The sequence below is a fragment of the Bacillus cytotoxicus NVH 391-98 genome (genome assembly GCF_000017425.1).
Taxonomy (GTDB): domain Bacteria; phylum Bacillota; class Bacilli; order Bacillales; family Bacillaceae_G; genus Bacillus_A; species Bacillus_A cytotoxicus.
Genome location: NC_009674.1, coordinates 3,740,856 through 3,763,052, shown reverse-complemented (window position 1 = coordinate 3,763,052; position 22,197 = coordinate 3,740,856). Strand labels below are relative to the sequence as shown.

General features: G+C 37.4%; 27 protein-coding genes and 1 tRNA gene. 20 read left to right on the top strand and 8 right to left on the bottom strand.

Going from position 1 to position 22,197, the window contains the following annotated elements; all coding sequences use genetic code 11:
• From BCER98_RS18725 to BCER98_RS18660, 14 genes are all read left to right on the top strand, one after another.
• Positions 1–453, top strand: a complete 453-nt coding sequence (locus tag BCER98_RS18725; RefSeq protein WP_012096162.1) for a DUF4275 family protein — start codon at positions 1–3, stop codon at positions 451–453.
• Positions 454–588: 135 nt separating this feature from the next.
• On the top strand, positions 589–963 hold the full coding sequence (locus BCER98_RS18720) for a phage holin family protein (RefSeq protein WP_012096161.1): 375 nt from the start codon (positions 589–591) through the stop codon (positions 961–963).
• A gap of 163 nt (positions 964–1,126) precedes the next feature.
• Positions 1,127–2,056 carry an HPr(Ser) kinase/phosphatase gene (hprK, locus tag BCER98_RS18715; protein WP_012096160.1) on the top strand — a complete coding sequence of 310 codons (930 nt, stop codon included), beginning with the start codon at positions 1,127–1,129 and terminating at the stop codon, positions 2,054–2,056.
• 21 nt (positions 2,057–2,077) lie between these two features.
• Positions 2,078–2,890 carry a prolipoprotein diacylglyceryl transferase gene (lgt, locus tag BCER98_RS18710; RefSeq protein ID WP_012096159.1) on the top strand — a complete coding sequence of 271 codons (813 nt, stop codon included), beginning with the start codon at positions 2,078–2,080 and terminating at the stop codon, positions 2,888–2,890.
• 75 nt (positions 2,891–2,965) lie between these two features.
• Entirely contained in the window at positions 2,966–3,604 is a 639-nt protein-coding gene (gene ppaX, locus BCER98_RS18705; protein ID WP_012096158.1) for a pyrophosphatase PpaX, read from the top strand.
• Between the two features lie 22 nt (positions 3,605–3,626).
• Positions 3,627–4,121: an acyltransferase gene (locus BCER98_RS18700; RefSeq protein WP_041810607.1), complete on the top strand. Its 495-nt coding sequence runs from the start codon at positions 3,627–3,629 to the stop codon at positions 4,119–4,121.
• Between the two features lie 138 nt (positions 4,122–4,259).
• The gene (locus tag BCER98_RS18695; protein WP_012096156.1) at positions 4,260–5,771 is read left to right on the top strand and encodes a tetratricopeptide repeat protein; all 1,512 of its coding nucleotides are present in this window, start codon (positions 4,260–4,262) and stop codon (positions 5,769–5,771) included.
• A gap of 74 nt (positions 5,772–5,845) precedes the next feature.
• Positions 5,846–6,802 carry a thioredoxin-disulfide reductase gene (gene trxB / locus BCER98_RS18690; protein ID WP_012096155.1) on the top strand — a complete coding sequence of 319 codons (957 nt, stop codon included), beginning with the start codon at positions 5,846–5,848 and terminating at the stop codon, positions 6,800–6,802.
• Positions 6,803–6,971: 169 nt separating this feature from the next.
• Complete coding sequence (locus tag BCER98_RS18685) at positions 6,972–7,778, top strand: DUF368 domain-containing protein (protein WP_012096154.1); 807 nt, start codon at positions 6,972–6,974, stop codon at positions 7,776–7,778.
• A gap of 179 nt (positions 7,779–7,957) precedes the next feature.
• Positions 7,958–8,416, top strand: a complete 459-nt coding sequence (locus BCER98_RS18680; protein ID WP_012096153.1) for an NUDIX hydrolase — start codon at positions 7,958–7,960, stop codon at positions 8,414–8,416.
• Between the two features lie 20 nt (positions 8,417–8,436).
• Positions 8,437–9,318 carry an RNase adapter RapZ gene (gene rapZ, locus BCER98_RS18675; protein ID WP_012096152.1) on the top strand — a complete coding sequence of 294 codons (882 nt, stop codon included), beginning with the start codon at positions 8,437–8,439 and terminating at the stop codon, positions 9,316–9,318.
• Positions 9,319–9,321: 3 nt separating this feature from the next.
• Positions 9,322–10,275 carry a gluconeogenesis factor YvcK family protein gene (locus tag BCER98_RS18670; RefSeq protein WP_012096151.1) on the top strand — a complete coding sequence of 318 codons (954 nt, stop codon included), beginning with the start codon at positions 9,322–9,324 and terminating at the stop codon, positions 10,273–10,275.
• 87 nt (positions 10,276–10,362) lie between these two features.
• Positions 10,363–11,313 carry a DNA-binding protein WhiA gene (whiA, locus tag BCER98_RS18665; protein ID WP_012096150.1) on the top strand — a complete coding sequence of 317 codons (951 nt, stop codon included), beginning with the start codon at positions 10,363–10,365 and terminating at the stop codon, positions 11,311–11,313.
• Positions 11,314–11,334: 21 nt separating this feature from the next.
• Positions 11,335–11,592 (top strand): HPr family phosphocarrier protein, encoded by a 258-nt coding sequence (locus BCER98_RS18660; RefSeq protein WP_012096149.1) that lies wholly within the window; start codon positions 11,335–11,337, stop codon positions 11,590–11,592.
• 187 nt (positions 11,593–11,779) lie between these two features.
• Here the strand turns inward: BCER98_RS18660 and clpP are convergent, their stop codons facing one another.
• The 8 genes from clpP to BCER98_RS18620 form a co-directional block, all read right to left on the bottom strand.
• The gene (gene clpP, locus BCER98_RS18655) at positions 11,780–12,361 is read right to left on the bottom strand and encodes an ATP-dependent Clp endopeptidase proteolytic subunit ClpP (protein WP_012096148.1); all 582 of its coding nucleotides are present in this window, start codon (positions 12,359–12,361) and stop codon (positions 11,780–11,782) included.
• Positions 12,362–12,611: 250 nt separating this feature from the next.
• Positions 12,612–13,481, bottom strand: coding sequence for a DUF421 domain-containing protein (locus tag BCER98_RS18650; RefSeq protein ID WP_012096146.1), 870 nt, complete (start codon positions 13,479–13,481; stop codon positions 12,612–12,614).
• A gap of 20 nt (positions 13,482–13,501) precedes the next feature.
• The gene (locus tag BCER98_RS18645; protein ID WP_012096145.1) at positions 13,502–13,708 is read right to left on the bottom strand and encodes a DUF1657 domain-containing protein; all 207 of its coding nucleotides are present in this window, start codon (positions 13,706–13,708) and stop codon (positions 13,502–13,504) included.
• 11 nt (positions 13,709–13,719) lie between these two features.
• Positions 13,720–14,070: a stage V sporulation protein AE gene (gene spoVAE, locus BCER98_RS18640; protein ID WP_012096144.1), complete on the bottom strand. Its 351-nt coding sequence runs from the start codon at positions 14,068–14,070 to the stop codon at positions 13,720–13,722.
• A complete protein-coding gene (gene spoVAD / locus BCER98_RS18635; RefSeq protein ID WP_012096143.1) occupies positions 14,067–15,083 on the bottom strand; it encodes a stage V sporulation protein AD in 1,017 nt (338 codons plus the stop codon). The genes spoVAE and spoVAD overlap by 4 nt, the downstream gene beginning before the upstream one ends.
• Complete coding sequence (spoVAC, locus tag BCER98_RS18630; protein WP_012096142.1) at positions 15,084–15,560, bottom strand: stage V sporulation protein AC; 477 nt, start codon at positions 15,558–15,560, stop codon at positions 15,084–15,086. It abuts the gene before it with no gap.
• A 34-nt stretch (positions 15,561–15,594) separates the two neighbouring features.
• Positions 15,595–16,083 (bottom strand): YhcN/YlaJ family sporulation lipoprotein, encoded by a 489-nt coding sequence (locus BCER98_RS18625; protein WP_012096141.1) that lies wholly within the window; start codon positions 16,081–16,083, stop codon positions 15,595–15,597.
• A gap of 90 nt (positions 16,084–16,173) precedes the next feature.
• On the bottom strand, positions 16,174–16,380 hold the full coding sequence (locus BCER98_RS18620) for a DUF1657 domain-containing protein (RefSeq protein ID WP_012096140.1): 207 nt from the start codon (positions 16,378–16,380) through the stop codon (positions 16,174–16,176).
• 344 nt (positions 16,381–16,724) lie between these two features.
• Here BCER98_RS18620 and BCER98_RS18615 point away from each other — a divergent pair.
• The 6 genes from BCER98_RS18615 to BCER98_RS18590 all read left to right on the top strand — a co-directional run bounded on the left by BCER98_RS18615 (position 16,725) and on the right by BCER98_RS18590 (position 22,182).
• Positions 16,725–16,800, top strand: a tRNA-Arg gene (locus tag BCER98_RS18615).
• 303 nt (positions 16,801–17,103) lie between these two features.
• On the top strand, positions 17,104–18,411 hold the full coding sequence (gene rpoN, locus BCER98_RS18610) for an RNA polymerase factor sigma-54 (protein ID WP_012096139.1): 1,308 nt from the start codon (positions 17,104–17,106) through the stop codon (positions 18,409–18,411).
• A gap of 9 nt (positions 18,412–18,420) precedes the next feature.
• Positions 18,421–18,666 (top strand): glutaredoxin family protein, encoded by a 246-nt coding sequence (locus tag BCER98_RS18605; protein ID WP_012096138.1) that lies wholly within the window; start codon positions 18,421–18,423, stop codon positions 18,664–18,666.
• A gap of 134 nt (positions 18,667–18,800) precedes the next feature.
• Positions 18,801–19,829, top strand: coding sequence for a gapA transcriptional regulator CggR (gene cggR, locus BCER98_RS18600; protein WP_012096137.1), 1,029 nt, complete (start codon positions 18,801–18,803; stop codon positions 19,827–19,829).
• Positions 19,830–19,855: 26 nt separating this feature from the next.
• A complete protein-coding gene (gap, locus tag BCER98_RS18595) occupies positions 19,856–20,863 on the top strand; it encodes a type I glyceraldehyde-3-phosphate dehydrogenase (RefSeq protein ID WP_012096136.1) in 1,008 nt (335 codons plus the stop codon).
• A gap of 134 nt (positions 20,864–20,997) precedes the next feature.
• Positions 20,998–22,182: a phosphoglycerate kinase gene (locus BCER98_RS18590; protein ID WP_012096135.1), complete on the top strand. Its 1,185-nt coding sequence runs from the start codon at positions 20,998–21,000 to the stop codon at positions 22,180–22,182.
• Positions 22,183–22,197 lie beyond the last annotated feature (15 nt).

Genomic DNA, 22,197 nt, shown 5'->3' with positions numbered 1-22,197 from the left:
ATGGAATTTATAGATAGATTGAAACATAAAAAAATAAAGGGAAGAGAAATTTTGAAGTGGGGCCCGTACTTCAGAAAGCGATGGGCAAGTCACTTTGCGAGTCATTTAAGTGAAGAAGAAAAAGAAGAGATAGGGCTATATAGTAATCATGATGCATGTGGCTACTTATGGTATATGTTTAGTTATAAGAAGAAGCGGTATTTAGAAGGAGAACAAGCAGAGCAAGCATTTCATGGTGAAAGGAAAAATAGTTGTTATATTTTCTATCAACATTGCAATGATGTACTCATAATAAAAGATGCAAATGCACTACATGCTCATGATCTGTTACGAGAAACAGATGATTTGTTCAAAGGAGATATATATGTTGTAGATGATGATTTTACGTGGACGTATGTGAAAACTCATGAAGCAAGATGGCATGACCCATATTTTACTCGTAATCATTGGTGAGAAGAGAGGTGGGGATACAAGAGAGAAGGATAGAATAAGTTGTTATAGAAGTTTTCTTTTTGGGATTCGCACTTGGCGTTTATAGTCTATTAGCGTATGATTAAATATATATATAATAAAAGGATGTGTAAGAAAATGAGATGGATTCTATCACTTCTTGTAAATAGCGTAGTATTAATTGTTGTATCCGGACTTTTAAAAGGAATCGCACCAGACGCATTTTACATAGAAAACATTCAAACAGCCATTATTGCAAGTATTATTTTGGCGATTTTAAATGTAGTTGTAAAACCATTTTTAATTTTGATTACATTACCAATTACGGTACTCACATTTGGTTTTTTCCTTATTATCATCAATGCCATTACTTTGAAAATAACAGATTCGTTATTAGGCGATGCTTTTAACATATCAGGATTTGGCGTGGCCATTATTGCAGCCATTTGTATTTCTATTCTTAATATGTTAATTGATAAAGTGATTGTGGAGCCGTTATCTGAAAAGAAATAGAAAAGTGACAAATAGAAAAACATTTCATCAGTGCTATGAAATGTTTTTTTTCTATTTGCTAGAAACCGTATTTCTTGTTTTCAGAAAAAAGTGGTACAATATCCGTTAGAATGGAATTGTACATCAAATGAGAATGAGCCCGCAGCGGAGTGGAGGTTTATGTATGCCTAAAGTAAGGACAAAGGATTTAATTGAACAATTTCAATTGGAACTCGTAAGTGGTGAAGAAGGAATTCATCGTCCGATTGATACAAGTGATTTATCGCGACCTGGAATTGAAATGGCAGGCTTTTTTACTTATTATCCAGCAGATCGTGTTCAGCTTCTTGGAAAAACAGAGCTTACTTTCTTTGATACGTTAACAAATGATCAAAAACAAGAAAGAATGAAGGCGCTTTGTACAGAGGAAACACCTTGTATTATCGTTACGCGTAATCAAGATGTACCTAAGGAATTATTACAAGCATCACGTGAATCAGGTGTGCCATTGTTACGTTCTTCCCAAACGACAACGAGATTATCAAGTCGTTTAACGAACTACTTAGAAGGAAAGTTGGCACCAACAACAGCTGTTCACGGTGTATTAGTAGACGTTTACGGTGTTGGAGTTTTAATTATAGGTCAAAGTGGCGTTGGGAAAAGCGAAACGGCTCTTGAACTTGTCAAGCGTGGTCATCGTCTAGTAGCTGACGATAGTGTAGAAATCCGTCAAGAAGATGAAGATACATTAGTAGGAAGCTCTCCAGATTTAATAGAACATTTATTAGAAATTCGTGGTTTAGGTATCATTAACGTTATGACGTTATTTGGTGCAGGTGCTGTCCGAAATTATAAGCGTATTACGCTTGTTATTAATCTTGAGATTTGGGATCAAAATAAAAACTACGATCGCCTAGGTCTTGATGAAGAAAAAATGAAGATTATCGATACAGAACTTACGAAGATTACACTTCCAGTTCGCCCAGGCCGAAACTTAGCGGTCATTATCGAGGTAGCGGCGATGAACTTCAGATTAAAACGTATGGGAGTTAATGCAGCTCAGCAATTTTCAGAACGGTTAATGAGTGCGATTGAATTAGGGAATCAGGAGTAGGCACAAAAGGAGGTCATACATATGCTTTTAGGGTCTGTACCGCAGTTAGACCGTGTAGCCATTCATCTTGGACCATTTCCAGTCTATTGGTATGGAATTATTATCGGGACTGGCGTTCTACTCGGGCTTTGGTTGGCTACTCGTGAAGGAGAACGATTAGGTATTCCGAAGGATACATTTGTCGATCTTGTTTTATTCGCAGTGCCAATTGCGATTATTTGTGCAAGGGCATACTATGTTGCGTTTGAATGGGAATACTATATGCAAAATCCGATTCAAATTATTAATACTCGGCAAGGTGGATTGGCCATTCATGGTGGTTTAATTGGAGCTGTCATGACGGGAATTATCTATGCAAAAGTAAAAAGGATTTCGTTTTGGAAGTTAGCGGATATTGCGGCACCAAGTATCCTTCTTGGACAAGCGATTGGTCGTTGGGGCAATTTTATGAACCAAGAAGCTCATGGTGGTGAAGTAACAAGACAGTTTTTAGAAGGTTTGCATTTACCGGACTTTATTGTGAATCAAATGTATATTGATGGTGTCTATTATCATCCAACGTTCTTATATGAATCATTATGGAGTTTTGCTGGGGTTATTTTATTATTGTTATTGCGAAAAGCAAACTTGCGCCGCGGTGAATTGTTTTTTACATATTTAATTTGGTATTCAATTGGCCGTTTCTTTGTAGAAGAATTGCGTACAGATAGTTTAATGTTAGGGCCACTTCGTATTGCGCAAGTGATGTCTATTGGGCTGATTGTTATTTCAATTATTTTTATAATTGTAAGACGTAAAACGGGGCAAGCTGATAAAAGATATTTAGAAAAGTAGAGGAAAGTAGCATCTTATAGAGGGTGCTGCTTCTTTCGTATTGAGCCAGCTGAAATAGAAAGGAAAATGAGAAAGATGAAGATAAATACAGTGCTATTTGATTTAGATGGAACATTAATTAATACAAACGAACTTATTATTTCTTCTTTTTTACATACTTTGAATACATATTATCCAAATCAGTATAAGCGTGAAGATGTCTTACCGTTTATTGGGCCATCTTTACATGAAACATTTCATTCTATTGATGAAAGTAAAGTAGAGGAAATGATTACACGCTATCGCCAATTTAATCACGATCATCATGATGAACTAGTAGAAGAATATGAAACTGTTTATGAGACAGTTCAAACATTAAAAGAAAAGGGATATAAAATTGGGATTGTCACAACAAAAGCAAGACAAACAGTGGAGATGGGATTGAATTGGTCCAAGCTACATGAATTTTTTGATGTAGTAGTCACAATTGACGATGTAGAACATGTGAAACCACATCCTGAGCCAATTCAAAAAGCTCTTCAATTATTAGATGCAAAACCAGAAGAAACATTAATGGTTGGCGATAATCATCATGATATTGTAGGTGGACAGAATGCTGGCACAAAAACGGCAGCGGTAGGGTGGACGATTAAAGGGAGAGCATATTTAGAATCCTATAAACCAGACTATGTACTAGATAAAATGAGTGATTTATTATCAATTTTGTCTGAATAGTGGAGAGAGGGAGTGTGTGAAAGTGCGACGGACAACGCGCTACCCTGTTTCAGGAGCAAATTCATTATGGAATGTATATAAAACTGTATCATTTTGGAAGGTCATGAAAAACTTTATTGTGATTCAAATTGCGCGTTATACACCGTTTTTAACGATAAAAAATTGGTTATATCGCACGTTTTTGCGAATGGAAGTAGGAAAGCAAACCGCATTTGCGCTTATGGTAATGCCGGATATTATGTTTCCAGAAAAGATTACAGTTGGAGCAAATTCAATCATTGGTTATAATACGACAATTTTAGCTCATGAATATTTAATTACTGAATATCGACTTGGGGAAGTAATCATTGGAGATGAAGTAATGATTGGGGCAAATTCAACAATATTACCAGGCGTTACAATTGGGGATGGTGCTATTGTTTCTGCAGGTACGCTCGTTCACCGCGATGTTCCAAGCGGCGCGTTTGTAGGTGGGAATCCGATGCGTATTATTTATCCGAAAGAAGATCAAGATTGAAAATGTAACATTTTCTTTCTCTTTTGATGAATAAAAAGGAAATAATTGATTATAATATACTGTTTTGTTTTTTTTAGAATCGTTTATACTTAAAGATAGAATAATGCGTGAGCGTAGAAAACAAAAACTGGAGGATTTATGGGGAAAAATCAAAGAATATATAAGGAGAACGGACAAGTTATCTCTTTTCATCAATTAGCAGACTTCTTTTATAAAAAAGGGATGAAAGCGTATCAAGGGCATAAATTAGAAGAAGCGATTAAATATTTTCGTAGAGCGGCACAAAATAAGAAAGAGCCGTTTATTTTATGCCAATTAGCAACTGTGCTATCTGAGGTTGGTGAATACCAAGAGTCGAATCAAATTCTTCTGAAATTGATTCGTTCTCATTCTGAGATTGAACAGTGCTATTATTTTATCGCGAATAATTATGCCTATCTTGGCTTATTTCAACAGGCAAAAAAATATGCGGAGAAATATTTAGAAATTGCAACTGAAAAGGAATTTGTAGAAGATACGTTGGAATTACTTGAAATTATGGAAGAGGAATCATTGGATGCTGAAGAGATGGAAGATGAAGATGAACTGATTGTGATGCAGGAAGAAGCAAATCGTTATATTCGTAATGGTCAATTAGAAGAAGCGATTGCTACTTTAGAAATTGTGACGAAGGATTATCCGGAATTTTGGTCCGGTTATAATAATTTAGCAATTGCTCATTTTCAGTCGGGGAACGTAGATCAGGCGCTGAAGTTAACAGAAATGATTTTAGAGAAAAATCCCGGCAATATGCATGCTCTTTGTAACACGCTTATTTTTCTATACTCAATTGGAGAACATAAGCAAGTAGAAGCGCTAGCGGAGCAAATGAAATCTGTATATCCAATTTCATTTGAACATCGATTAAAATTAGGGACGACGTTTGCAACTATCGGTTATTTTGCTCATGCTTATAAATGGTTAAAGTTATTGAAGCGTCAAGGATATGATGGTGATGTTAGCTTTTATTATTGGTTTGCATACGCTTCTTATATGGTAAAAGACTATCATACAGCAGAGAAGATGTGGCAGTCAGTTGTAGAGTTACACCCTGATAAAAAAGGAAAAGAACCTTGGAATGCCTTGAATTTAGCTGATGAAGGGCAAAAAGTTTTATTCGAAGAATTGCGCAAAACATTTCAAGAAAGTGCAACATTAGAAGAGCAAATGTTAGCTCTATATTTAATGAATGAATTGAAAACGCCTGAAAAAATTGGCTTTTTCTTTGATATTGTACAGGCGAAGAACGGTGTTCCTATTGTGTCGGAAATTGCAAAATACTTCTTCTTACTTGGCAGTCATAAGAGTATTCCGTCTGAACTAAAGCCATTTGAACAATGTATTCGAATTGCGGATATCTTATATAACTATACAAATAAAGAAGATGAATTAATTGAAGAGTGCTTACATTTTTGGTTCTGCACTTTCATACGTTTATATACTTCCGATACGGCTTTTACAAATATATTTGGATGGTCAGCGGCAATTGAATATATTGTGCGCGGTGAGAAAAAAAATAAAATGACACAGGCCGAACTAGGAAATATATATAATGTATCTGTGGCTACGCTAAGAAAATATGTGCAAGCAGTAAGACGTACACATGCATAGGCATATCACTAGGAAAAAGCAAATGCTAACAGTATAATGAGGGTAAGTTGTAGGTATGAATAGGAGTGAATAGTGTGTCAGAAGAAAAAATTTATGATGTCATTATTATTGGTGCTGGACCAGCTGGGATGACAGCTGCAGTTTATACATCTCGTGCGAATTTAAGTACACTTATGTTAGAACGTGGTATTCCAGGCGGACAAATGGCAAATACAGAAGAGGTAGAGAACTATCCAGGTTATGAATCCATTTTAGGGCCGGATTTATCCAATAAAATGTTTGAGCACGCAAAGAAATTTGGTGCGGAATACGCATATGGTGACGTAAAAGAAGTCATCGATGGAAAAGAATATAAAACAATTATAGCAGGTAAAAAAGAGTACAAAGCACGTGCCATTATCATTGCAAGTGGGGCAGAGTATAAAAAACTTGGTGTTCCAGGTGAAAAAGAACTTGGGGGACGCGGTGTATCTTACTGCGCAGTATGTGATGGTGCATTCTTTAAAGAGAAAGAACTTGTTGTTATCGGTGGTGGAGACTCAGCGGTTGAAGAGGGTGTATATTTAACACGCTTCGCTTCAAAAGTAACAATCATTCATCGTCGCGATGCTCTTCGGGCACAGAAAATCCTGCAAGACCGCGCTTTCCAAAATGAGAAAATAGACTTCATTTGGAATCACACTGTAAAACAAATTAACGAGGAAAACGGTAAAGTAGGTAGTGTTACAATTGTAGATGTGAACACTGGTGAAGAAACAGAATTTAAAGCGGACGGTGTCTTCGTTTATATCGGTATGTTACCATTATCAAAACCATTTGCTGCATTAGGTATTACAAATGAAAATGGTTATATTGAAACAAATGAGCGCATGGAAACGAAAGTACCTGGTATCTTCGCAGCTGGCGATATTCGTGAAAAAATGCTTCGCCAAATTGTTACAGCAACTGGCGACGGTAGTATCGCAGCACAAAGCGTACAGCACTATGTAGAAGAGTTATTAGAGGAATTAAACACTGTAACGGAAAAATAAAAAGTACGATTTTTTTAGACGAAAGTGATCTGCAAATGATAGCTTTCGTCTTTTCATTTTTACTCAAAATGTCAAATGTTTGTAAAAAAATGTTTGGATTATAAGATTTCTTATTGATATACTAAAGTTTACGAAAAAATGCTGATAAGAAATGAGGAGTTTATTCGATATGGAATGGCGTAATATATATCGTGGTTTTTGTATGGGAGTTAGTGATTTAATTCCGGGTGTAAGCGGTGGAACAATTGCGGTTGTATTAGGGATTTATGAGAGGTTGCTAGCAGCGATTAGCGGATTTTTTAGCCGGGAATGGAAAAAGCATTTAAGTTTTTTAATTCCTCTTGTTATGGGCGTTGCAGCGGCATTTTTAACATTAAGTCATGTCATTAAATATTTATTGGCAAATTATTATGAACCGACGCAGTTCTTCTTTCTTGGTTTAATTGTTAGTATTTTACCCATGTTAATGAGAGAAGCAAATGCGAAAGAAACCTTTAAAGGTAGTCATATGATTGTCATGATTATTGCGGCTATTCTTGTGGCTGCTACAGCTTTTTTTAAACCAGATAAAGCTGCGGATCCAATTACAACTCTTACGGTTTTAAATACAATTGGATTGTTTTTAGCAGGATGGCTGGCGAGTATGGCAATGCTTCTTCCTGGTATTAGCGGGTCATTTATTTTATTAATTATCGGCGTATACCCAACTGCAATTCATGCATTAACAACATTGAATTTGCCGCTAATTGCTGTAATTGGTGTAGGTGTTGTAGTAGGATTTGTTGTAAGTAGTAAAGGAATTAGCTACTTATTATCAAATTATAAAAGTACGACATTCGCAGCGATTATCGGGCTTGTAATTGGATCGATTGCAGTCGTATTTCCTGGAATTCCGAACGGTGGAATTTCAATTGTAAGTTCTATTATTACATTTATTTTAGGGTTTGTGATTGTATCCTATTTCGGTAAGAAATAAGGAAAGCAGTCCCCTTAGCGATATAGTTCGTTAAGGGGATTTTTTATAGAAATTAAGTAGAGAATCCCTTATTTTGGGAGAGAGTCTCCTTCATTGTGGCAAACTGTTTTTGATAGTATAATGAAGTAAGTATGTGATGAGATGAGATTATTCATCGCAAGTAGCTGAGGTGAAGAAACATGCAAAGAGTCACAAACTGTGTGTTAATGAAAGGGAATGAAGTCCTCCTACTCCAAAAGCCGCGTCGAAATTGGTGGGTTGCACCTGGCGGGAAGATGGAGCGCGGTGAGACAATAAGAGATTCAGTCGTTCGCGAATATCGTGAAGAAACAGGGATATATTTAAAGAACCCAACATTAAAAGGGGTCTTCACCTTTGTCATTCAAGAGGGTGATAAAGTTGTTTCTGAATGGATGATGTTCTCCTTCTTGGCAACTGATTTTGCAGGAGAAAACAAATTAGAAAGCGAAGAAGGCATTATTGGCTGGCACACACTTGATAAAATTGATGAATTACCGATGGCACCGGGGGATTATCATATCATTGATTATTTAATTAAAGGAAACGGTATCATTTACGGTACATTTGTATATACACCAGATTTTGAATTACTTTCATATCGATTAGACCCAAGCTAAATCTTCCGGGAGGGGATACGATGACAGAGAATAATGATATTAAAATGGTAATTATTACAGGAATGTCTGGTGCTGGAAAAACAGTAGCACTACAAAGTTTTGAAGATTTAGGGTATTTCTGTGTAGATAATTTACCTCCGATGTTATTGCCAAAGTTTGTTGAGTTGATGGCAGATTCAAAAAGCAAGATGAATAAAGTTGCGCTAGGTATTGATTTACGTGGCCGCGAGTTTTTTGAACATTTATGGGGAGCACTTGATGATTTATCAGAACGAACTTGGATTATTCCTCATATCTTATTTTTAGATGCGAAGGATAGTACGCTTGTAACGCGCTATAAGGAAACGAGACGTTCGCATCCACTTGCGCCAACTGGTCTTCCTTTAAAAGGTATCGAGGCGGAGCGCGGTTTATTAACAGACATGAAAGCAAGAGCGAATATTGTGCTTGATACATCGGATTTAAAACCGAAAGAATTACGTGAAAAAATTGTTCAGCTGTTTTCAACAGAAACTGAGCAAGCGTTTCGTGTAAATGTCATGTCGTTTGGATTTAAGTACGGTATTCCAATTGATGCAGATTTAGTATTCGATGTTCGTTTTTTACCAAATCCATACTACATTCCACATATGAAGCCATTAACAGGACTAGATGAAGAAGTTTCATCTTATGTACTAAAGTTTAATGAGACACATAAGTTTTTAGAGAAGTTGACGGATCTGATTACTTTCATGCTGCCTCATTACAAAAGAGAAGGTAAGAGTCAACTTGTAATTGCAATTGGATGTACAGGTGGACAGCATCGTTCTGTTACGCTTGCAGAGTACCTTGGGAAACATTTGAAACCAGATTATAGTGTTCATGTATCTCATCGTGATGTGGAGAAGAGAAAGGGCCATTAAAGGATGAAAAAAGAGAGAAAACCTAAAATTGTCATCATGGGAGGAGGAACTGGACTTTCTGTTTTATTAAGAGGATTAAAGCAATATCCTGTTGATATTACAGCAGTTGTTACAATCGCTGATGATGGTGGCAGTTCGGGTAGGTTACGTGATGAGCTAGAAATTCCACCCCCTGGTGACATTCGTAACGTACTTGTTGCGTTATCGGATGTAGAGCCACTGGTGGAAGCTTTATTTCAGCATCGTTTTACAACAGGAGACGGACTGAAGGGTCATGCGTTAGGAAATCTATTATTGGCAGGTATGACCGCGATTACAGGAGACTTTTTCCATGCGATTACAGAAACGAGTAAAGTATTAAATGTTAGAGGACGTGTATTACCAGCAGCGAATCAAAGCGCCGTACTTCATGCGGAACTAGAAGATGGAGAAGTTGTAACAGGTGAATCAAAAATTCCTTATTACGGAAAGAAGATTAACCGTGTCTTTTTAACTCCAGAAGATGTAGAGCCATTGCATGAGACGTTAGCTGAGATTAAACGAGCTGATTTACTTGTTTTCGGTCCGGGAAGTTTGTATACGAGTATATTGCCGAATTTAGTTGTTAACAAAATTGGGGACGCTGTTCTTGCTGCAAAAGCGAAGAAGGTATATGTATGTAATGTTATGACACAAGCCGGTGAGACAATGGGATATACTGCTTTTGATCATGTCCAGGCGTTACATGATCATTTAGGACAACCATTTATCGATACTGCAATTGTGAATAACCGTGATATTCCCTGTGAATTACGTAAGTTATATGAGAAAGAAATGTCTGCCCCAGTTGTAGTGGATGAAGAACGTTTTACTGAAAATAATATTGAGGTTATTCCAGCCCAATTAGCGAAATATGATAATCATGTTGTAAGACATGATACGTTAAAGCTAGCTTCTATTTTATATTCATTGTTATAAATGTGCGTTGCCTCGTTTGAGGTAACGCTCCTCATTCATATAGGACAAGATTTTTGTTCCAAAATATTGTATAAGGAGGTGTTGACTGTGTCATTTGCTTCGGAAACAAAGAAAGAGCTCACAAAGCTTGAAATGAAAGAATGCTGTGAGAAAGCTGAGTTATCAGCATTACTTCGAATGAACGGGTCGCTTTCTTTTTCAAATCGTCGTCTATCCATAGATATTCAAACGGAAAACGCAGCAATTGCGCGAAGGATTTATACACTTTTGAAAAAGGGCTATAACGTAACGGTAGAACTACTTGTTCGAAAAAAAATGCGATTAAAGAAAAATAATGTCTATATCGTTCGGCTTGTTGAAAAATCACGCGAAATTTTAGCAGATCTTCAAATTGTTCGAGAGGACTTTTCGTTTATCCGCAATATATCACAAGAATTAATTGAGAAGAAATGTTGTAAAAGATCGTATTTACGAGGAGCATTTTTAGCAGGTGGTTCAGTAAATAACCCAGAAACATCATCTTATCATTTAGAAATCTTTTCGTTATATAAGGAACATAATGATTCTATATGTGAATTGATGAATGGATTTGATTTAAATAGTAAGACGTTGGAAAGGCGAAAAGGTTATATTACGTATTTAAAAGAGGCAGAGAAAATTACGGAATTTTTAAATATTATTGGCGCGCATAATGCACTCTTAAAATTTGAAGATATTCGTATTGTTCGCGATATGCGTAATTCCGTTAATCGCTTAGTAAATTGTGAAACAGCTAATCTCAACAAGACAATTGGTGCGGCATTAAGGCAAATTGAAAATATTCGCTACATTGATGAGACGGTTGGCCTTGATATTTTGCCAGACAAATTAAGAGAGATTGCACAACTAAGAGTTAATTATCAAGATGTAACATTGAAAGAATTAGGCGAGATGGTATCTGGAGGGAAAATTAGTAAATCAGGTATCAATCATCGTTTGCGTAAAATCGACGAAATTGCGGAGAAATTACGTGCGGGGGAAACAGTAGTAAAAAAATAAAGGTAAAGGGGAAATGGAGCCGTGGTTCAAAAAAAAGTTGAGGTTGCACGAAAAGATGGTTTGCAAGCACGTCCGGCTGCGTTGTTTGTGCAAGAGGCAAATCGCTTTCATGCTGATATTTTCATTGAGAAAGATGACAAAACAATTAACGCTAAGAGTATAATGGGGGTTATGAGCTTAGCGATTGGATCTGGTAGTCACATAACAATTACGGCAGAAGGTTCAGATGCGGAAGAAGCATTAGAAGCGCTCGTTGCTTACGTGCAAAATAATCAATAAAAGCTATCGCGTAAACGCGATAGCTTTTATTGATTGGATGAACTTGCCGAATATTGTCGAGCGGTCGATAACTTGTGTTGGATTGATGGTATTTAGTAATGTGCTTGATAAAAAGGGCTATCGCAATGTTGCGATAGCCCTTTTTTACGTGGCGATTCTGAGCGAGCCGCTTCCGCTTTTAGTAGTATTAACGGTTTGTAAAGATTCTATCGATTAGGCCGTATTCTAGTGCTTTTTCGGCTGTCATGAAGTTGTCACGGTCTGTGTCGCGTTCGATGACTTCTAGTGGTTGGCCTGTGCGTTCTGCAAGGATTTTGTTTAATTTATCGCGTAGGAATAGGATGCGTTTTGCAGCGATTTCAATTTCAGTTGCTTGTCCTTGTGCACCACCAAGTGGTTGGTGGATCATAACTTCACTGTTTGGAAGTGCGAAGCGTTTTCCTTTTTCACCAGCTGCAAGTAGGAATGCACCCATAGATGCTGCCATACCGATACAAATAGTTGATACGTTTGGCTTAATGAACTGCATTGTGTCATAGATGGCCATACCTGCTGTAATAGAACCACCAGGGCTGTTAATGTATAAATGAATATCTTTTTCTGGATCTTGAGATTCCAAGAATAAAAGCTGGGAAACGATTGAGTTTGCTACATTGTCATCAATTGCGCTACCAAGCATAATGATGCGGTCTTTTAATAGTCGAGAGTAAATATCGTAAGCGCGTTCTCCACGATTTGTTTGTTCAATTACTGTAGGAATTAAATTCATCTGTTATTTCCTCCTTTGAAAGCTTTCTTAGTCTTATAATACAATTATGGTCAATAAAGGTCAAACAAAACCACTTTAAATCAAAAAATCAAAAAATATGTAGTTGTAAGATGATTTATTCGCTATGCTTCTTGCAATTCCCTGCTTATGTACCTTTCAACATCATAACCGAATTCCATAAAATTAAACGTAAGAAAAAGTGTAGTAATAATAAAAGAACGCCTGTTTGATAGAGGCGTTCTTTCATGTTTTATTCTTTTAAAAGGTAGGTTACCTTATTTAAAATGTGTTCGATTTGTTTTGCATTTTTACTATACATTTCACTTGCTGATTTTGATTTTGTTTCTAATGAGAACAATTCTAGATCAGCTTGGCATTTTTTTAAAGATGCTAATAATAAAGGTTTATTTTGCGGGGAAGGCATTTGAAGTTTATCATTATAGACATCAATTGTAAGCTGTCCATACGAATCAACTTGACCGAGAAATACATTTTCAATTACGACACCGAGTTTTTCTAGTTCAGCATGTAGCCAAGCTCGATTATGTCCGCTTGCTGACAGAGGCTCATCGAGTACATTACCATCCATAATGACAGTTTGTGGCTCTTTTTCGTTTGGTACTTTTAAGCCGATATCTTTTGCTGTAAGTGGTTGGCGGTCTTTTTTTAATAATACATTTAATTCACCACTTGGCTCCAATACTGCAAATTCGACTTCAGATATACTGAAAGTTCCTTTGTTTCGAAGAAGCTCGAGTAATTCGTCGCTTGTATATTTTTCTTTTTTTAAGTTATCCTCGAGAACTTTACCATCTTTTATAAAAACAGTAGATTTTCCTTCAAAAAAATCTCTGGCTGCTTTGTTCTTTAAAGAAAGAAGACCTGTGAAGAAAGGAACTACCGCAAAAATAAGTATGGCAAAGACACCGTGGGAAAATTTTTGATCTAGCCCTGTTGTGATTTGAGCAGCAATATCACCAATTGTCATTCCCGCTATATATTCAAAAAAGGAAAGTTGAGAAATTTGTCTTTTACCTAACCATTTTGTAATAGCGAATAAAATCATTAATATAAATACAGAGCGGAGAATGACAAGTGTCCATTCGGGTAGATGAGACATAGCAAATTCCTCCAGTCTGCTTAAAACCCTTTATATTGAGGTTCTTCACGTTCTAATACTGAAACTCGATCTTTTAAATCAGCGATAACGCTATCCATCTCTAACATGCATTCATGAAATACGCGCTTTGCTTCTTCATCCGAAGTATTTTGTGAAAGAGTACTTAAGCTTGCTTGAGCACCTTTTAAACTAGCAAGACACGTTTTTACGTTAGCAATAACTGTCATGAAAACACCTCTTATCCTTTTGGTTTAAATAGTAGTGCACCGATAAATCCGAAAATAATTGCTGCTGATATCCCGGCGCTTGTTACTTTAAACATTCCGGTAATTACTCCGACAATACCATGCTTTGCAGCTTCTTCCATTGCACCATGAACGAGAGCGTTGCCAAAGCTCGTAATTGGCACAGTTGCTCCAGCTCCAGCAAAATCAATTAACGGCTCATATAAATTGAACCCATCTAAAATGGCACCAGCAACAACAAGTGTAGCCATCGTATGAGCAGGTGTTAGTTTGACAATATCAAACAGGAGTTGACCGATTACACATACGAGACCGCCAATGACGAAAGCCCAGAAAAAAATCATTGCTTTGCACCTCCAAATTCAATTGATACAGCATGAGCGATACAAGGAATCGTTTCTCCTTGTTGAAAAGTAAGCGGAGAGAGCAAAGCGCCTGTTGCAACGACAAGGATTCGTTTAAACTCTTCTCTTCTCATTCTGTTTAATAAATGTCCGTATACAACGGTTGCAGAACAACCAGGGCCACTTGCACCAGCTAGTACAGGTTGACCTTCTCGGTAAATAATGATTCCGCAATCTTGAAATTGTTCGCTCGTTATGTTTAGTCCGTGTTTATGGAGTAAATCGTAAGCAATTTCACGTCCAACATGTCCCAGGTCGCCTGTTACGATTAAATCATAGTAAGAGACATCGATTTGTCGATCACGTAAATGTGCTTCAATTGTATCAACAGCGGCGGGAGCCATTGCACCTCCCATATTAAAAGGATCAGTTAGTCCCATATCAACAACACGTCCAATGGTTGCCGATGTTACTTGAGGACCATTTCCTTGATTGCTTAAAAGAGCAGCGCCAGCTCCAGTTACCGTCCATTGAGCAGTCGGGGGCTTTTGTCCTCCATATTCCGTTGGGTAGCGGAACTGTTTTTCCACTGCGGTGTTATGACTTGAGGCACCGGTTAATAAATATTTTGCTCCTTTGGCATTTATAATGCTTGCTCCAAGTGCCAATCCTTCCATAGAGGTCGAACAAGCTCCGAACAATCCGAGATAAGGAGTGCCAAGTGTACGACATGCAAAGCTCGTTGGCGTAATTTGGTTAATTAAATCGCCTGCGAGTACAAACTGAATATCATCTTTACGGAGTTTTGCTTTTTCAATCGCACGGCTACAAGCTTCCTCAAACAAAATTGTATGTGCTTTTTCATAAGAATCTTGGCCGAGCCATAAGTCTCCATGAAGAGTGTCGAAGTCTTCAGGAATTTTGCCATTTGCTTCAAATGGGCCACCGACGACTCCCGTTGAGATAATAACTGGTTTATTTTCAAATACCCATGTTCGGTGTCCTTGTAGCATTTACAGCCCTCCCCATTGAACAAGAATGGTTTTAATTAAAGCGATAACAAAAGCGGAGAATACACCAAATAAAATAACGGATCCAGCTAACTTAAACATGTTACCGCCGACGCCGAGAACAAATCCTTCTGTTCGATGCTCAATACAAGCGGCAATAACAGAGTTACCAAATCCAGTAACAGGTACTGCTGTCCCAGCTCCCGCGAACTGTCCAAGGCGGTCGTATACTCCAAAGCCAGTAAGTAGCATGGAAATAAAAATAAGAGTCGCAACTGTCGGGTTTCCAGCGGAACGCTCAGTAAAATCAAAAAAATAAATGTAAAAAGTTGAAATCAGTTGGCCGATCAAACAAATGAATCCCCCAACAAAAAAAGCTTTTATGCAATTTTTCAAAACAGGACGTTTGGGCTCCCGTTGTTGTTCGAATTTTTTATATTCTTGTTGTACAGGTGTTAAATTTTTATCTTTACTGGACATTTAAATCCTTCCTTTTCCTTTAGAACACGTGTCATTACGTATTAGATTCCATTTCTGTTTGAATGAGTTTTAATTGTTTTTTAATTTTATCTTTGTTTACTCGTTTCTTCTGAATTTTATTTTCCAGCTCATCTAATAGCATAAAGATTTTTCGATCGGTACTGACGCGAACGTTAAATGTTGGATATTCATCGCTCAGTCGTTTTTTTAGTTTACTTCGTAAAGGCTTTAGTATAAATCTTTCATGATGTTCTGGTTTGATGGCTATGTAAAGATCTAAATTGGAGTTAACGGCTGTAGCTTGTTCAATCTCTTCCATAGAAAGTGCCATTTTCTTTGCTCCTTGTGAAATAGATTGATTAAAGGATTCCGTGCTCATTTTTGTTAACTCAGGTCCTTCTTTTTGCTCTTGTCTTTTTGTTTCTTCTTTTTTTACTTTTTTATCTAAAGGGCTATTGTCACAGCCGGTAAATACACTAAATAGGAGTACGAGTAGTGCGGTGATCACTCCGAGTTTTCTCATAATCATCCTTCCATTTCTATTGCTTTATGTAATTTGTTGAAAAAGGATGATATAGAATCATCCTTTTTCTAGATAAGTTGGTACTTTCATTTATTGTTGTGCATATTGAGGCTCTTCTTGTTGAACTTCTTCTACACGTGGGTTTAAAGAATCGATAATAGATTGCGTTTGTTGTGCAGCTGTTTGGAAAAGCTGTTTTGCCTGCTGATTATCTGTATCAAGAGCGAATCCTTCTAAACTCGCTTGTGCACTTTTTAAACCTGCTACTGTTTGTTTTAGCTTTGTAATAACAGTCATTGAATAAAGCCTCCTTTTGAATATCAATTCACAAGTTATATTTTGTAAGTAGGAGAAAAAATATGTTTTCCAAATTTAGGTCTATTAAGAGAGGGAATGGAAAATTAACCAAAGTTTACGAATAGGGCAGGGGATATTGGTGATTTGACAATGTAAGAAAGATTAAGCAAATATGAAAGGGAATGATCAGTAGTCTGCTCTTTTTTTATTGAAATGGAGGAATGCTTCTTGTATAATTAGAGGTGCGATTTTACACCTTGGACTAAAACTTTCATGAGAAATTGTTTAGTCTACAAGTAAAGAACAAAAGAGTTTCAATCTTTGATGTTTCAAAGTTTTATCATGCGCCCATAGCTCAGCTGGATAGAGCGGTGGTTTCCGGTACCACGTCTGCCGGGGGTTCGAATCCCTCTGGGCGCGTCAAAAAGTCCTAACTTACAATTGTGAGTTAGGACTTTTTTTATGCCAAATATTTTTGAGAATATGGGATGCATGAATATACGGAGAGAATACTTTTTTAAAATCCTCTTGTTATATCTGATAATAAGATTTACTATTAGTAGGTGGTTATAAAATGGTTTCTTTCAATAATATTCATTTTTCAGTTGTAAGAGATAAGTTTCATTAATACATATAAATTAATAATATTTTGGAATGGGTGTCTGCGTTAGGATTCTCCTTTTACCAAACTTATTGTACAATAGAAACAAGGGGGAGATCAGTTTGAAGGCAAGTCTTTTACAAGAACAAAGCTTACGTTTGGCAATGACACAAGAGTTGAGGCAAGCGATTACAATGCTCCAGTACAATGTACAAGAATTGTCGGAGTTTTTGTATGAGCAATCGCTAGAGAATCCCCTTATTGAGTTAGGGTGTTTTGAGAGGGAAAGAAAAAAGAGCTCTAGCAAAAGTAAAAGTACGAGCAAGCAAGTTGATAATCAAATGGAGATCTATAGTGTGGATTCTAAAACGATTCAGCAACATTTATTAAATCAAATACAGTATTATAAAATAGATGAAGAGCATCGGAAGACAGCTTCTTTTATCATTATGAACCTAGATGAAAATGGGTATCTAGAAGAAACGAATGAAGAATTAGCTGAACTACTTACCGTGCCCATCGATGTCGTTGAACGTTCTGTAGAGATTGTCCAATCACTAGAGCCAGCAGGGGTAGGAGCGCGGAATATTCAAGAGTGTCTAGTGATCCAATTGAAGCGTTTACAAAAGGGAAGTGTACTTGCAGAGAGGATTGTAAGTGAATATTTTTCTTATTTTGTGAGGAAAGATTGGCGAAAACTAATCCAATTGCTGAAATGTAATAATGAAGAATTACAAGAGGCGGTTGATTGTATTACATCATTACAACCAAAGCCCGGACTTGCATTTTCATCTGAAAAGCCACTATATATCGTTCCTGACATGGCAGTGAAAAAAGAGGGAGAACGGCTTATTTTACAAATGAATGAAGGAAATATGCCGAGAATTGAAATTCATTCAGAATATAGTGCACTTCTGAATAATAGTGAGAGTGAAGTTGCTTCTTATGTTTCTGAGAAGTATCAGCATGTGCAATGGATTATGCGCAGTTTGAAACAGCGGAAACAAACGCTTTTACAAGTGATGGAAATGATCATGAAGAAGCAACATGATTTCTTTTGGAGAGGACCGGAACATTTAAAGCCGCTTTCTTTGAAAGAAGTAGCGGAAGAGTTAGGTGTACATGAATCTACAATTAGTCGTGCTACACGTAACAAATATGTACAAACGCCATATGGGTTGTTTGAGATGAAATCATTCTTTAGTAATGCAGTCATTACAACAGAAGATGAAGCAATCTCAACAAAACGTGTAAAACAATTGATTCAGACGCTGATAGAAAAAGAAAATAAGAAAAAGCCACTTTCAGATCAAAAAATTTCGAAATTGTTAGAAGAAGAGCATGAGGTTGTAATTTCAAGAAGAACGGTCGCGAAATATCGGGAACAAATGCACATTCCTGCATCTTCTTTGAGAAAAACAATTGGATAGGTGAAGAAGATGAAGATTATTTTATATACGAAAACAGACTGTGGTCTTTGTGTAAAGGCAAAACAAGTTTTGAATGAAGTGCAAAAGGTGTATTCTTTTCATCTTGAGGAAATAGATATATATGACAACGAGGAGCTTTTAGAGAAGTATCAAATGATGATTCCAGTTATAGAAATTGATGGAGAACAGGTAGGATATGGTATTATTCACAGAGATGTCATAATAAACTATATAAACAAGTCAGTTAAGAGTTGAATAAGTTTCTATCTCCTGTTACAATAATACATGTAGCAGGGATTATTTTTTTAACTCATGTGGGACACAAAATGTCACTGCGGGACATAAAGCGACCACGTGGTAAGTGAACCAATGTAGTGAGGAGAAATGATATGCGCTCATGGATTCAGAACATGAAAAAATTATTACCCGATTTGCTACCAGTTATGCAAACAAGAATGCAAATTCTTCAGCACATTCGTCTCATGCAGCCGATTGGAAGAAGAAATTTATCTGCAAGTCTTAGCATGACAGAACGAGTATTGCGAAGTGAAGTACAAGTTTTGAAAGAAAAAAACTTAGTTCACGTCGCTTCTTCTGGGATGACTTTAACAGAAGAAGGAGCAGCTGTGGTTCTTGCTTTGGAAGACTTTATGAAAGAAATTTCCGGGTTAAAGGTTTTAGAAAAACAACTTAAGGAAACATTAGACTTGGATGAAGTTTTCGTTGTCCCTGGTGATAGTGATGAATCACCTTGGGTCAAACTGGAGATGGGCCGTGCTTGTGTAACTTGTATAAAAGACCGTCTGGAGGCAAATAATATCGTTGCTGTAGCTGGAGGAACAACGCTAGCTGCCGTTGCGGACATGATGCAACTAGACTGCAAAGATTTACATATGCTGTTTGTCCCAGCGCGTGGCGGAATTGGAGAAGGGGTCGAGTTAGAGGCCAATACCATTTGTGCGAAGATGGCACAAAATACGATGAGCAATTATCGCTTATTGTATGTTCCGGATCAAGTGAGTAGCGAAGCGTATGCATCTATTGTAACGGAACCTTCCGTGAAAGAAGTTCTTGAGTTGATTCGCTCTTCCAATATCGTCATTCATGGAATAGGTGATGCGTTAACAATGGCACGTCGCAGAAGTACTTCAGAAGCAGATTGGTTAAAAATTAAAGACAATGAAGCAGTTGGCGAAGCTTTCGGTTATTACTTCAATGAACAAGGTAATGTCGTTCATAAGGTACAAACAGTCGGCATGCAATTAAAAGATTTACAACATGTATCCCATGTTGTCGCCGTCGCTGGAGGTTCTTCAAAAGCAAAAGCGATACAGGCTGTAATTAAACAAGGGCACACTTCAATTTTGATTACAGATGAAGGTGCAGCAAAACAGTTAACAAAGGGTACCCCCCTTTAATATAATCCCCCAAGGAGGAAATTCAAATGACAGTTAAAATTGGTATTAATGGATTTGGACGTATCGGACGTAACGTATTCCGTGCAGCTCTTAACAACCCTGAGGTAGAAGTAGTTGCAATTAACGACTTAACAGATGCTAAAACATTAGCTCACCTTTTAAAATATGACTCAGTTCACGGTTCTTTAAATGCAGAAGTATCTGTAAACGGCGACAGCATCGTTGTTAACGGTAAAGAAATTAAAGTTATCGCTGAACGTGACCCAGCTCAATTACCATGGAGCGACTACGGAGTAGAAATCGTAGTAGAATCTACTGGACGTTTCACTAAAAAAGCAGACGCTGAAAAACACTTAGGTGGATCAGTTAAAAAAGTTATCATCTCTGCTCCAGCTTCTGATGAAGACATCACAATCGTTATGGGTGTTAACCACGAAGCATACGATGCAGCTAACCACAACGTAGTATCAAACGCTTCTTGTACTACAAACTGCTTAGCTCCATTCGCGAAAGTTCTTAACGAAAAATTCGGTATCAAACGCGGTATGATGACAACAGTTCATGCTTACACTAACGACCAACAAATCTTAGACTTACCACACAAAGATTTACGTCGTGCACGTGCAGCAGCAATGAGCATGATCCCAACTACAACTGGTGCAGCTAAAGCGGTAGCATTAGTATTACCAGAACTTAAAGGTAAATTAAACGGCGGCGCAGTACGTGTTCCAACTTCAAACGTTTCTCTTGTTGACTTAGTTGTTGAACTTGAAAAAGAAGTAACAGTTGAAGAAGTAAACGCAGCATTCAAAGCAGCTTCTGAAGGTGAACTTCAAGGCGTTCTAGGTTACAGCGAAGAGCCATTAGTATCTATCGACTATAACGGATGCACAAACTCTTCTACAATTGATGCATTATCTACAATGACTATGGAAGGTAACATGGTTAAAGTACTTTCTTGGTACGATAACGAAACTGGTTACTCTAACCGCGTTGTAGACCTAGCTGCTTACATGGCTAAAAAAGGTCTTTAATCCTTAAGTTTATAAGTTATCAATGACAAAACGAGGGAGAGGGTTTGTTCCCTCTCTCTTCTTTCGTTTTATAAGCAAATGTGATAAGCTTTTGAATGGGTTTTGTCAATCCTAACTAGTCGGAGGGAAATCCAATGAACAAAAAATCAATTCGTGACGTAGATTTAAAGGGTAAACGTGTATTTTGCCGCGTTGATTTCAACGTACCTATGAAAGATGGCAAAATTACAGACGAGACTCGTATTCGTGCAGCTCTTCCTACTATTCAATATTTAGTAGAACAAGGTGCGAAGGTTATTTTAGCAAGCCACTTAGGCCGTCCAAAAGGTCAAGTAGTAGAAGAAATGCGTTTAACTCCAGTAGCAGTTCGTTTAGGTGAACTTCTTGGTAAAGACGTGAAAAAAGCGGACGAAGCATTCGGACCAGCTGTACAAGAAATGGTTGCAGCAATGAACGAAGGCGACATTTTAGTTCTTGAAAACGTTCGTTTCTATGCGGGCGAAGAAAAGAACGATGCAGAACTTGCGAAAGAATTTGCAGCTCTTGCTGATATCTTCGTAAACGATGCATTCGGTGCAGCTCACCGCGCTCATGCTTCTACAGCAGGGATTGCAGATTACCTACCAGCAGTAGCAGGTTTCTTAATGGAAAAAGAATTAGAAGTACTTGGAAAAGCACTTTCTAATCCAGATCGTCCATTTACAGCAATCATCGGTGGTGCGAAAGTAAAAGATAAAATCGGTGTAATTCGTCATCTATTAGATAAAGTAGATAACTTAATCATCGGTGGAGGTCTTGCTTACACATTCGTAAAAGCATTAGGTCATGAAATTGGTCTATCTCTATGTGAAGATGACAAGATTGAACTAGCAAAAGAGTTTATGGCACTTGCAAAAGAAAAAGGTGTAAACTTCTACATGCCAGTTGATGTTGTAATCACTGAGGAATTCTCTGAAACTGCAACAACTAAAATTGTAGATATCGACTCTATCCCATCAAACTGGGAAGGTGTGGACATCGGACCAAAAACACGTGAAATTTATGCAGATGTAATTAAAAACTCTAAGCTTGTTGTATGGAATGGACCAATGGGTGTATTCGAAATGACTCCATTCTCTAACGGTACAAGAGCAGTAGGACAAGCATTAGCAGATGCAGAAGGTACATACTCTGTTATCGGCGGTGGTGACTCTGCAGCAGCTGTTGAAAAATTCGGCATGGCTGATAAAATGAGCCACATTTCTACTGGCGGCGGTGCGTCATTAGAATTTATGGAAGGTAAAGAACTTCCAGGTGTAGTTTGTCTGAATGACAAATAATTAGCAGCCAAAGAA